At 36.1% G+C, this 12,772-nt stretch carries 12 protein-coding genes; 8 read left to right on the forward strand and 4 right to left on the reverse strand.

Annotation, left to right across the window (positions count from 1 at the left end):
* Nucleotides 1-91: 91 nt before the first annotated feature.
* Nucleotides 92-1,057, reverse strand: a complete 966-nt coding sequence (pta, locus tag JST55_01000) for a phosphate acetyltransferase (protein MBS1492053.1) — start codon at nt 1,055-1,057, stop codon at nt 92-94.
* Between the two features lie 174 nt (nt 1,058-1,231).
* The gene (gene mnmA / locus JST55_01005; GenBank protein MBS1492054.1) at nt 1,232-2,338 is read right to left on the reverse strand and encodes a tRNA 2-thiouridine(34) synthase MnmA; all 1,107 of its coding nucleotides are present in this window, start codon (nt 2,336-2,338) and stop codon (nt 1,232-1,234) included.
* Nucleotides 2,339-2,451: 113 nt separating this feature from the next.
* Between mnmA and JST55_01010 the strand changes: the two genes are divergently transcribed.
* The 7 genes from JST55_01010 (at nt 2,452) to JST55_01040 (ending at nt 10,283) form a co-directional block, all read left to right on the forward strand.
* A complete protein-coding gene (locus tag JST55_01010; protein ID MBS1492055.1) occupies nt 2,452-2,982 on the forward strand; it encodes a hypothetical protein in 531 nt (176 codons plus the stop codon).
* A 251-nt stretch (nt 2,983-3,233) separates the two neighbouring features.
* Nucleotides 3,234-5,627 (forward strand): phenylalanine--tRNA ligase subunit beta, encoded by a 2,394-nt coding sequence (locus tag JST55_01015; protein MBS1492056.1) that lies wholly within the window; start codon nt 3,234-3,236, stop codon nt 5,625-5,627.
* 34 nt (nt 5,628-5,661) lie between these two features.
* Nucleotides 5,662-6,039: a hypothetical protein gene (locus JST55_01020; GenBank protein ID MBS1492057.1), complete on the forward strand. Its 378-nt coding sequence runs from the start codon at nt 5,662-5,664 to the stop codon at nt 6,037-6,039.
* 42 nt (nt 6,040-6,081) lie between these two features.
* Nucleotides 6,082-6,381, forward strand: coding sequence for a cell division protein ZapA (locus JST55_01025; GenBank protein MBS1492058.1), 300 nt, complete (start codon nt 6,082-6,084; stop codon nt 6,379-6,381).
* A 344-nt stretch (nt 6,382-6,725) separates the two neighbouring features.
* A complete protein-coding gene (gene rny / locus JST55_01030) occupies nt 6,726-8,420 on the forward strand; it encodes a ribonuclease Y (GenBank protein MBS1492059.1) in 1,695 nt (564 codons plus the stop codon).
* A gap of 36 nt (nt 8,421-8,456) precedes the next feature.
* Complete coding sequence (locus JST55_01035) at nt 8,457-9,101, forward strand: dephospho-CoA kinase (GenBank protein ID MBS1492060.1); 645 nt, start codon at nt 8,457-8,459, stop codon at nt 9,099-9,101.
* A 15-nt stretch (nt 9,102-9,116) separates the two neighbouring features.
* Nucleotides 9,117-10,283 carry an acetylornithine transaminase gene (locus JST55_01040; protein ID MBS1492061.1) on the forward strand — a complete coding sequence of 389 codons (1,167 nt, stop codon included), beginning with the start codon at nt 9,117-9,119 and terminating at the stop codon, nt 10,281-10,283.
* Between the two features lie 22 nt (nt 10,284-10,305).
* Here JST55_01040 and pyrB read toward each other — a convergent pair whose 3' ends face one another.
* Nucleotides 10,306-11,379, reverse strand: coding sequence for an aspartate carbamoyltransferase (pyrB, locus tag JST55_01045; GenBank protein ID MBS1492062.1), 1,074 nt, complete (start codon nt 11,377-11,379; stop codon nt 10,306-10,308).
* 12 nt (nt 11,380-11,391) lie between these two features.
* On the reverse strand, nt 11,392-12,222 hold the full coding sequence (locus JST55_01050) for an amidinotransferase (GenBank protein ID MBS1492063.1): 831 nt from the start codon (nt 12,220-12,222) through the stop codon (nt 11,392-11,394).
* 94 nt (nt 12,223-12,316) lie between these two features.
* On the opposite strand from JST55_01050, the gene JST55_01055 reads away from it, so the two are divergent.
* Nucleotides 12,317-12,772, forward strand: coding sequence for an SRPBCC family protein (locus tag JST55_01055; GenBank protein MBS1492064.1), 456 nt, complete (start codon nt 12,317-12,319; stop codon nt 12,770-12,772).

The raw sequence follows: 12,772 nt of genomic DNA on the forward strand, positions 1-12,772 counted from the left end.
CGGATAAGTATGATTGCTATGATGTCACTGATAAAAAAAAATATAAATGAACTGTATCTGTGCAATCATAATCATCATAAACATCTGTGTTTTAAAAATTAGAGATTATCCTTGTCATATTAATTATATCATTTGCATTACATCCGCGGGATAGATCCATCACGGGTTTTGCAAGTCCCTGTACAATTGGTCCCGTAGCAGATGCTCCTGCAAGACGTTCTGTAATTTTATAAGCAATGTTGCCTGAATTTAAGTCAGGGAATATAAAAACGTTCGCATCACCTTGTATCGCTCCGTCGGGATTTTTTCTTTTAGCGACATTCGGAACGAACGCAGCATCGAATTGAAGCTCGCCGTCGCATATCAAATCAGGTCTTCTTTGTTTGGTAATATTTAACGCTTCAATAACTTTATTTAAGGAATCATCCTTTGCGCTTCCTTTAGTTGAGAAAGAAAGAAAGGCAGTCCGTGCCGTAATACCTGTAAGTTTCTCGTAATTTTCAGATGTCTGTATTGCAATATCCGATAATTGTTCTGCAGTGGGATTTGGCAGCACGCCGCAATCTGCATAGGCAAGAGTTCTGTTCCTGTGAATACTTTCTTTTGGAAATGTAAACAGAAAGAACGATGAAACGGTTTTATTGTTTTCTTTTAATCCTATAATGCGAATTGCATTTCGTAATACATCACCCGTTGTATAAACACTCCCAGCAATTATTCCGTCGGCAAAATTATTTTTGAGTAACATGTTTGCAAATGCAAGAGGGGAGTTCAATTCCTTCTCTGCCTGCTCCACTGTCATATCTTTTTGTTTCAGTTTTCGCGAGCCGTAATAACCCTGCAGATATTGTTTATAAAAATCTAAATCAATTATATCTAGATGCTGGTTGTCTTCAATCTTTATTTTTTCATCGGTGCGGATAAGAATTACTTTTGCAAGCTTCTTCTGTAAAATATATTTCACTGCATCAAGTACGCGTGCATCGTATGATTCCGGAAAAATTATAGTCCGCTTTTCTTTCTTGGCTTTAGTTTCGAGTTGTTTGTATAAATCCATCTGAGGTTTTAAAAATTAAACGCGAAGAGCGCAAAGGCTCACGCAAAGAGCGCTAAGAAAAATTCAATTCATTTGAATAAACCTAAAGTCTTGAACTGGTCCTGTATTTGTAATATTACCTTTGCGAACTTCGCGTAAATCTTAGCGCACTTTGCGTTTAAAAAATAAGTAATGTTAGTATAATATATTTTGTATTATTCCGCCGCCGATGACGTTATCTCCGTCGTAAAAAACAGCCGATTGCCCGGGAGTGATTGCCTTCTGCTTCTCATCAAAAACAATTTTAATTTCGTCATCATTTTCCTGATACAATGTAGCCATGCTGCCTTTATCCTTGTATCTTATTTTCACCAATGCCTTCGTCGGTTCAGTTAATTTGTCAACCGTCATCAAGTTAATTTCATTGGTAATGAAAGCAGTGTTGTTCAATCCGTCAACATCGTCAACAACTATCACATTATTTTCAGCATCAATTTTGGTAACATAAATTGGATGACCGAGAGCAAGGTTAAGTCCGCGTCTTTGTCCAATAGTATAATTTATATAGCCTGAGTGGCTGCCGACTTTTTTATCTTTGTAAATTATATCTCCATGATTGATGTTCTTCACAAAATCAGGCAAGCGTATCTCAATGAGTTTACGATAGTCATCATCGGGGACAAAACAAATTTCCTGCGAGTCAGGTGTGTTAGCTGATTTTAAATTCAGTCCTGCTGCAATCTCTCTAATCTCTGTCTTTTCATATTTGCCTATAGGGAATAGTGTTTTGCTTAATGCATGCTGGGAGACTCTCCATAATGCATATGACTGGTCTTTCATTCTGTCGCCTGAAACTCCTATATTATATCTTCCGGTCTGTTCGTTATGAATAATTTTTGCATAATGTCCCGTGGCAATATAATCTGCGCCGAGTGATTCTGCCTTCTCAAGTAAAGCCCCCCACTTAATTGTTTTATTGCAAAGGACGCAGGGGTTTGGAGTATGCCCTTTAATATATTCAGAGATAAAATTTTCAATTACAGTATCATTGAACTTTTCTGTGAAATCAAGAGTATAATGCTCAAAGCCAAGATTATAGGCAACGTTCTTAGCGGAGTAAATAGTTTCAAGTGAGCAGCATCCTGAATCTTTTTCGGGGATATCATCGAAGCCCCATGTTTTCATGGTGATACCTATTAAATTGTATCCCTCATCTTTTAATAGTGCAGCCGCTACGGAAGAGTCAACTCCGCCGCTCATTGCAACTACTACGGTCTTATTAATGTTGTTATTTGTATTCATTTACGTAAAAGTATTAAAGTAATGGCTTTCTTTAAAGTCATTAATTTCATTGTTTTTAAAAATCATAAGTATTAAATTTATTATCCACAAAACTTAAAAAGGAGAATTAAAAGATGACAAAGCGTCAAATGCTGGTTATGGCTTTTTTATGCGCCTTCGCTTTTGGTGGTGTGTTTGGTGAGTTTTCGAACCTCGAGGCAAAGCCTAGAAAAAAGACCACACAGACTTCCAAAAAGAAAAAAAGCGGTAAAACAAGTAAGAGTAAGAACAAGACTTCAGGTAAAAAAAGTTCAAAAAACAAAACCTCAAGAAAGAAAAGTTCAGGCAAGAAATCTTCAAAGAAGACTTCTAAAAAAACCGGAAGAAAAACCTCGAAGAAATCCGGCAAAAAAGGTTCTAAAAAGGGAAGTAAGTATTCAAAGAAAAAAGGCAGAAAAGGAAGTAAGAACAGACGTTCATCAAGAAGACATACAACAAGAGTAAGAACTCCAAGAAGTTATACTCCGCCTTCTAACGGAACATATACACCGCCTAAGACATACGATAACAACAGCAACACAAATTCCGAACAGAAATCTGACAGACAGTACAAGAGAGAAAATCCGGAACCGATTAAGAAAGAGCCAAAGAAAGACGGCCAGTAATAAGTTTTTCTCAAAACCAGCAAATGAGACCCGGATAAATGTTTTTGTCCGGGTTTTTTGTTATAATTTTGATTGTTTTTTGAACGCAAAGCTCGCAAAAGAATTACGCAGAGTTCGCAAAGAAAAATAAGTTTGTTTTAAGAATAAATTCAAATTCTTATTTTATAATTTTTTGTGAATTACTTTGCGATTTTTGCGGTTTCTTTGTGCTCTTCGCGTTTAATAAATTAAATAGATTTTAATTATTACTTATGAAATTCAGTTTAAATTGGGTTAAGGAATACATACCGGGATTGGAAATCGGCTCTATGGCAGAGCTGAATGCAAAAATGATTTCTGCGGGACTTGATATAGAAAGCATAGAATCCGAAGGTGAAAAATTCAAAGGATTTGTTGTAGGTAAAGTAGTTGAAAAAGCGAAACATCCCGATGCAGATAAGCTAAGCGTTTGCAAAGTTAATGTCGGCACAGGCGAGTTATTAAACATCGTCTGCGGGGCGCCGAATGTAGATGCGGGGCAGCTTGTATGCGTTGCAAAAATCGGAGCAGTCGTGCCTAACGGCGGATTTGAAATTAAGAAAGCTAAACTTCGCGGACAGCTTTCTGAAGGAATGATATGCTCGGCTAAAGAACTAAATTTAAGCGAAGACCATAGCGGAATTATGGTGCTGGATGAAAAGGCAAAGATAGGACAGAATTTTTCGGAATATATAGGAGCAAATGATTATTTATATGAAATAGGTGTAACTCCTAACAGGGGAGACTTGCTTTCACATATAGGAATTGCCAGAGAAATTGCAGCAGCATACGATTTACATTGCACACTTCCAGAAGTACAATTAAAAGAAGAAAACGAAAACTCGCATGATTTTATTCATGTCACAATTGAAAATAAAGATTTCTGCAAAAGATTCAGAGCAAGAGTTATTAAAGACGTTCAGGTAAAAGAATCCCCTGAATGGCTTAAGAAAAAACTTACAGCAATAGGACTAAGACCGCGTAATAACATCGTCGATATCACAAATTATATAATGATGGAAACAGGTCAGCCGATGCATGCATTTGACTACGATAAAATTAAAGGAAAGAAGATAATTGTAAAGACGGCTCACGAAGGTGAGAAGTTCACAACTTTGGATTCAAAGGAAAGAGTTCTAAATGACAAGTCACTGATGATATGTGATGCTGAAAGACCTTTGAGTATAGCCGGAATTATGGGCGGTGAGAACTCCGAAATTACCGAAGGCACTACTAACGTAATGCTTGAGACGGCTTATTTTGATTCGGTTGCAATAAGACTGAATGCAAAAAAGCTGGGGCTTGCATCAGATGCATCTCACAGATTTGAAAGAGGAACGGATATTAACATGGTTGAATATGCCTCCGATAGAGCATCACAATTGATTGCTGAACTTGCCGGCGGAAAGATTTTATGCGGAGCTGTAGATAACTATCCTGAATGTTTTATTTATAGGGAAGTGGAGCTTGAAATTTATAATGTTAACCGTATTTTAGGACTATCACTTACAAAAAAAGATGTAATAAATATATTAGCAAAGATAGATATTGAATGTGAAGGCGAAAGATTTCAGAAATTAGTGTTCAAAATTCCGGAATTCCGAAGAAATGATATTGCTGCGGAAATCGATCTGATAGAAGAGATTGCCAGAATTTACGACTACGATAATATCCCTATGGAAAGAAGTTTCAGGTTCAGCGTATCGGAATCAAATTATAATTTAGATTATATCGAGTTCGTACAGAAGGTAAAGAATTATTTTTACGGTCGCGGATTCAACGAGATTTTAACAAGCTCGCAACAGGAAGATGCAAAGCTGCAAACGTTCGGTCACAGTCCCGTAAAGATTGCAAATCCCGGTTCAAGCGAAATGAACTCAATGCGTGTGAATTTATATTACGGAATGCTAAACGTGATTAAAAATAATCACAATCATTCAGGCAAAGATATTCCGCTTAAGCTGTATGAGACAGGAAGGGTATTTTTTGATGAAGGTAAGGGCTTTAAAGAAGAGGATAAGCTTTCAATCGGAGTCTGCGGAAATTATGATCTGAAATCATTTGATAATAAGGACAGGGACTTTGATTTGTTTGATCTGAAGGGCGAGATAGATATGTTTATACGCAGTCTGAATATTCAGATTAAAAACACTTCCTACGGGGAAACCGGTATTAAGATTAAATATGAAACGAAGGATAATTACGCAGGGGAATTATTTAAAGTTGAAAGTTCACTCTTAAAGTCACTTGGTATTGAAATCGAGAAACCTGTTTATATAGCTGAATTTAACTTAGAGGCACTGTATAAAGCGCAGAAAAAATCCAATGTTTATGAGCCGATTTCGAAATTTCCTGCAGTAAAAAGAGACTTATCTTTTGTAGTTGAAAAAAACGTTGTTTTTAAGGATATTAAGGACGTCATTTTAAATAGCGGCGGAAAGCTGCTTGCCGGACTGCAGCTCTTTGATATTTACGAGGATAAAAAACTCGGTAATAACAAAAGTCTTGCTTTTTCATTAGAATTTTCTTCTTTTGATAAAACATTGACAGATGAAGAGATAAATCCGATTATCAGCAAGATCGTAAAAAATCTTGAGAAGGAATTGAAAGTGCAATTAAGAAGTTAGAATAAGAAGTTAGTGAGAACTCAACAAAAACTTTATGTCCAAACCATTTTCTGACAGCGCAATAGATAGCATCAATGAAGCTAAGAATTCATTAAGGATATCGATTCAGGGCTTATTAACAAAAGTCAGAATGCTTCTGACGAAGATAAGTAAAGTTGAAGAAGAAAATAAAGATCTGCGTGAACAGGTAAAAGAGCTGAGCCAGAAAATTACTGATTTAAAGCTGCAGGTAACGCATGCAAATTCGCAATCGATTACGAAGGATAAGGAAATTTCCGATTTGAAGAACGTTTTACTAACTGAAAAAAATACAAAATCGTCTATACAGGATAAAGAAATTGTCCGTTCACGAATAAAAGAGTTAATATCAAGAATTGATGTACACCTGGACCAATACGACCAGGAAAATTAATACCGTTTGACTAAGAACAACCAAACAAAACCTTAAAAACTTATGAATCCTAAAGAAGTCAGAGTAAGGATTTTTAACAGCGAATATAATTTGCAGGGTGAAGACACTGCAAAGGTAGAAAAAATTGCCAATTACGTTGATAACATTATGAACAGAATCAACTCTGAATCGCCAAATCAAACTGAGGAAACTATTGCGGTAGTTTCTTCGTTGAATATAGCTGAGGATTATTTTAAGGAAAAAGGTATAAGAAATAAAATTGAAGAAGATTATCTGGACTCACTAAGAGAATATAATCAAAATATTGAAGAGCTTTCAAACTTGCTCGATCAATATCTGTAATTTTATTTTTTTGTTCTTTACATAAAAAGCAGGTTTTTAAAAACCGCACAGACACCTTAGTCAAACCATTATAAAAAACCAACATTTTTTATAAGATAGGAAGGTAAGCTCATAAAAAAATGTCAATTGCAGGCCTCATTCTCTTCGGAGGATCTGGAGCCGGGTTAGCCCGGGAACTCCGGACAGTGGAAGCAAACGACATTGTGGCACCCTCCACCGTATGCTTAAACGGGTTTCTTATAAGCTTTGGCTAAGGATTTGTCTGTGCGGTTTTTTTATGCCCGATTTTTTAAATTTTAAAATAAACCAAATGTGTACTTACAACATATTTTTAAGGAGAAATAATGGAAATAGTCTATGAATTATATATCCTGATTCCATTAATAATAGTTATCAGTTTTCTCGTGTTCTTTCTCGGATGGGCTCTCCACTCCAAAATGAACAAAAGCAAAATAGGCGACGCGCAAACCGTTGCTGAAAAAATTCTTTCGGAAGCAGAAGCCAAGGCAAAAGATAAAGTTGCTGAAGGTGAAAAAAGAGTAAAGAATCTATTACAGGATGCAGAAAAAGCTGCTCAGAACTTAAAGAAAGAAAAGCTTTTAGAAGTAAAAGACCAGTTCTATAAAAAGAAACAGGAGTTTGATGAACAGGTTAAGGAACGTGAAAAGAATGTAATTGAAGATGAAAAGAAATTAAAAGCTGAAAAAGAAAAAAATGAACAGGCTTTAAAAGAAGAGAAAAGTAAAGTTGACCAGGCGAAGAATGAATTAGCAAATAAAGAAAAGAAAGTTGAGAATCTTGAAAAAGATCTAACCTCAAAAATTGAAAAACTCGAAGAAAAGGAAAAAGAAATTGAAGCCTTAAAGGAAGAGACTTCAAATGTTATTTCCGAACAAAGAGACAGACTTCAGAGAATTTCAGGTTTAACAGAAGAAGAAGCTAAGAAAGAACTTTTCGAAAGCCTGCTTCAGCAGGTTAAACTTGACTCCGCACAGAAATTTCAGGAAGTCCGAGACGAGACTAAGCTTGAAGCAAACCGCATTGCAAAAAATCTTATCATACAAAGTATTCAAAGAACTGCTTCCGACCACTCAGTTGAAACAACTGTATCTGTACTGCAGATTACTTCCGATGAATTGAAAGGAAGAATTATCGGTAAAGAGGGAAGAAACATCAGGGCATTTGAAGCTGCAACCGGCGTTGATATTATTGTTGATGATACACCGGAAGCAATTATTATTTCAGGATTCGATCCGTTCAGAAGAGAAATTGCAAGAGTATCGATGGAGAGACTTATTGCAGACGGAAGAATTCACCCTGCAAGAATTGAAGAAGTAGTAACTAAAGTTGAAAAGGAACTCAGCGAAGAAATTATAAGAGTTGGTGAAAATACACTTGTCGAAATGGGTATTCAGGGAATGCACAGAGATTTAATTACGCTCATCGGAAGAATGAAATACCGTTCAAGCTACGGCCAGAACGTGTTAAACCACTCAATAGAAGTCGGTTACTTAGCAGGTATTATGGCTGCTGAGCTTGGCTTAGATGCTTATATGGCTAAGAGAGCAGGACTTCTGCATGACGTTGGTAAGACTATCGACAGAAGTATTGAAGGACCGCACGCAATCCTCGGCTACGAAGTAGCTAAGAGATGCAAAGAGCATCCGATTATCTGTAATGCAATCGGTGCCCACCATGACGAAATGCCTATGGAGCATCCGATATCTATTATCGTTCAGGCAGCTGACTCAATCAGCGGCGCTAGACCGGGAGCAAGACGCGAATCTGTAGAAGCTTATTCAAAGAGACTTGAGACACTTGAAAACATTGCGAAGTCATTCGAAGGTGTTGCAAAGACTTATGCTATCCAGGCAGGACGTGAAGTAAGAGTAATTGTAGAGCAGGAAAAAATCAGCGATATATTACAGGACCAGTTAGCAGATGATATTGCAAAGAAGATTCAGGAAGAAATGGAATATCCGGGACAGATAAAAGTAAACGTGATTAGAGAGAGAAGGTCAATTGCATATGCGAAATAGTTTTTTTAACTTATGGCTAACACCCCAGAAAAAATAATGAAGAAACAAAAAACGAAACTTATCGTCGGGATAACGGGCGGAATAGGTTCAGGTAAGACTTTTGTCTGCAACAAGCTTGCAAAAAAAGGATTTAAGGTTTTTTATGCAGATGCAATTGCTAAAAATCTTTATACAAAAAATAAAACACTCCTTGCCGCACTCGTAAAAGAGTTCGGCAAAGATATCTTAAACTATCAGGGCAAAATAAATTTATCAAAGTTCCGCGAAGTGATTTTTGCAAATAAAAAGAACTACGCAAAGGTAAATAAGATTGTACATCCTATCGTTATTGATTATATAATCAAGGAATCAAAAAAGAGTATTTACGATATTGTTCTTGTCGAGTCAGCACTAGTTTTCGAAAGCGGACTTGATAAGGAGCTGGATTATGTAATAATGATATATGCCAATAAAAAGACGAGAGTTGAAAGAATAATGATGAGAGACGGCGCGAAGAAATCTGAAGTTGAAAATATAATGAAGTATCAGATAGAAGAGAAGAATAAACTTGAAATGTCTGACTTTGTATTGGTAAATAATAAATCAGAGTCAGAGCTTGATGCGCAGATAGATTTTCTTGCGAGATTATTGAAATCGTTAACAGGACAGAAAGAACTTTACAACGAGGGCAAAGAAAGTTAATAAAGAAAGTTAACATTGAACTTAACAGAAAAAGAAAAAAAACATTTTTTCCAGACTTATAAACGTCTTCCTCTTATTGTTGAAAAAGGGGAAGGCGTTTTTTTATATACCGATAAAGGGAAATTCCTGGATATGTTCGGCGGACTTGCCGTAAATGTACTCGGCTATAACAATGCAAAAGTAAACGATGCAATTATTGCGCAAATACATAAATACAATCACCTCTCAAATAATTTTTATCAGGAAACACAGATAGATTTTGCAGAGAAATTATTAAGATTATCAGGATTTGATAGAATATTTCTTTCTTCCACAGGAACAGAAGCTATTGAAGGCGCAATAAAATTAGCAAGAAAATATTTTAACTCACATACTAAAACTGAGTTAATTTCCTTCAAAGGCGGCTTTCACGGTCGCACATACGGAAGCTTATCACTCACTACAAAAGAAAAATACAGAAAAGGATTTGAACCGCTTCTGCCAAATGTACATCACTTATTATACAATTCAGTTGACGATTTAAAACGAACAGTGAACGAAAACACTGCGGCAGTTTTTCTTGAATTCATTCAAGGAGAAGGCGGCATTTACACTGCTGACTGCGTATTTGTCGATACGCTGAACGAACTTAAAGCGAAGTATGGGTTTTTAATTGTCGCTGACTGCATTCAATGCGGTGCAGGGCGAACGGGAAAATTTTTATCTATACAACATTACAAAGCTGATGTAGATATATGCGTAACTGCAAAAGGTATCGGCGGAGGACTGCCGGTCTCAGCAGTTATGGCTAAAGAATATCTCAATGACTGTTTTCACGCAGGTGAACACGGAACAACTTTCGGGGGAAATCCCGTGGCATGCGCAGCCGGCATTGCCACTCTGGATGAAATCGAAAGTCACGCAATGAAGAACGCTGAAATCGTTGGCAAATATCTGAAAGATGAGATCTTAAATTTACAAAAGAAATATCCCAATAAAATAAAAGAAGTGAGAGGAATGGGACTGATGCTGGGAGTTGAGCTCGGTGAAGTTATTCCTGAAAAAGTTGTTGAAAATTTATTTGAGAGGAAAGTTTTAGTAAATCTTACCAATAATAACTGCGTGCGACTCCTGCCACCGTTGATTCTATCGCAGGAAGAAGCAGATATTTTCCTTAAGGCGTTTGAAGAGAGTCTGTCTTAATTCTGAATTCAGAATGCAGAATTCAAAATGCTGAATTGAACTCATAACTCATAACTTCATCCATTTTGCCGAACATATAAGCTATCAGTGCTGCTCTGGCCCACATGCCGTTTCGTTCCTGCTTCCAGTACCATGCCCGTTTATCATCATCAATTTCAATATCAATTTCATCTCTGCGCGGAAGCGGATGCATTATGATGGCATCTTTTTTGATTAGTCTTAAATGAGATTTCTTTAAATGAAATCCTGAGTAGTCTATACTTTTTGATTCGTTATTTGTATCGTATTCGTCCTGAATGCGCGTCATGTAAATCACATCAGCCTTCTTAAGATTTTCTTTCAGCTTATCTGTCTCTGTAAATTTTATTTTATTTTTTATCAGGAATTTTTTTACATCAGGTTCGATTTTTAATGAATCGGGTGATATTAAAATTAATTTTATGGTCTTATAATTCTTAAGAATGTAAATTAGTGAGCGCGCCGCTCTGCCGCGTTTCAAATCACCGACTATAGCAATTGTTTTTCCGTCGATTCCTTTTTTATCTTTGAAAGCTATATCAAGCGTGTATGCATCAAGAAGTGACTGCGTCGGATGCTGGTCTTTTCCCGAGCCGGCATTGATAACTTTTACAACTCTGTTCTTTTTATTCAGCAGCCACGAAGATTTTTCTGCAAGCCACTCTTCGTTGTTGCGCATTATTATTAAATCAGTATATGATGCAAATGTAAGGATGGTGTCTTCGGGTGATTCGCCTTTTTTCTGTGAGGAAGATGTTCCGTCACGCAACTCAGTAGTTTTTATACCGAGAATGTGGCAGGCATTATAAAAAGATTTGAACGTTCTTGTTGAGGGCTGCGAAAAAAATAATGTTGCGCGTTTGTGTGAGAGTAGAGTCTGCAGCTTATCAGCTGCCGCTTTATTTTTTGATAGGTCCCGAATTTTATCTGCAAGTCTGAATAGAACTTCAATATTTTCCCTGTCAAACTGCTGTGAGAAAATAAGATAAGACAACTCCTTATCTCTTATGAGTAATTTCTTTTTTTTGCTTAACGGAAGTTTTTTAAATTCTTCCCATTTATATTTAAAATCTCTCATTATTTTTTAAAATCAGAAATACATCATTTTCATACAGAAGACGCTGCCGCCGGATTTCATGAACTCCGATGTATCGACTGTTGTGACATTAAATTCATTTTTCTGTAAAATATTTTTTGTAAACTCAGCGCGCTTATCTATAATTACATTCTGTCCGTCAGGGCAGTGGCAGTTGCAGGCAAATGAACTTTTGTTTTCATCTGCATCAACTTCAATTATATCCGTAAAATAATTTGTCAGCTTTTTAAAATCATCTTCGCTAAATGCATCGCGGCAAATCATTGCAGTGTGCGAATTCAGTAAAGAAAAGCAAGTATCGAGATGATAAAAATATTTATTCATCAGTCTTACTTTCACAATTTCGTAATTCGTGACTTCTTTCAGAAAATCATAAACGTTCTCGTGAGTTCTATATCCATAGCCGCCGAAAATTATTTTTCTTTTGTAATCAATGATTGCATCACCCATTGATTCAAAGTAACTTATCTCTTCAGGTAATTTTATAATTTCATATCCATCCTTCAAATAAAAATCTTCAAAGTGTTTCACTTCATCCTCTCTTTGCGAATTTCTCATTTTGCTCAGCACAACTTTTTTGTTGCCATGTGAATCGGTGAAAGGAAGCGACTGATTTGCAGTGAAGACCATATCAACTAGTTCTTTCACAGGATTGATTTCATTTACTTCAAAGCCAAGATTTTCATAGGTGGATTTTAAATCATTCCACTGTTTCAATGCCAGGTCTTTATCAAAATCTGCATTGAGATTTGTCATGTATTCATTGCCGATGTAGTTAATATCGAAGTACTCCGGCTTACACATTAAAACTTTTTTTGGTAACATGTTTATTGCAATTGAACGCTCTTTAACGAGTAACTATATTAATAAGATTTTTGTTAATTTCTTTAAATTAACAACAAAAATATACGATAAAAAAATGTATCATTTTGAGAAAAGCGTGATAATGAATTGCCCGATAGAAAGAGCTTTTGCATTCCACACAGACACAAATAATTTGAAATTAATTTCTCCTTCATCAGTAAAAACGGAGATTATAAAGATAGAGCTACCAATGGTTTTAAACTCTGAAGTTGAGCTTGATGTAACGCAGTTCGGAATTTTTAAATCATACTGGAAAGTAAAAATCACTCAGTACAAAGAGAATGAAGTGATAGGTGATTATATGCTCAAAGGTCCTTTCAAGTACTGGTATCACCGGCACTGCTTCGACACTCAGGCAGGCAAAACAATTATGACTGACAGAATAGATTACAAGCTTCCGTTCGGATTTCTCGGAGATATTGCTTATGCTTTATTTGCCAAAAAGATGATTGAAAAAATGTTTGAGTTCCGTCATAAAAAAACAAAAGAAATTCTCGAATCAAAAAATTAA

Source organism: Bacteroidota bacterium, assembly GCA_018266835.1.
In the GTDB taxonomy this organism is placed as follows: Bacteria; Bacteroidota; Ignavibacteria; order Tepidaquicellales; family Tepidaquicellaceae; genus JAFDZO01.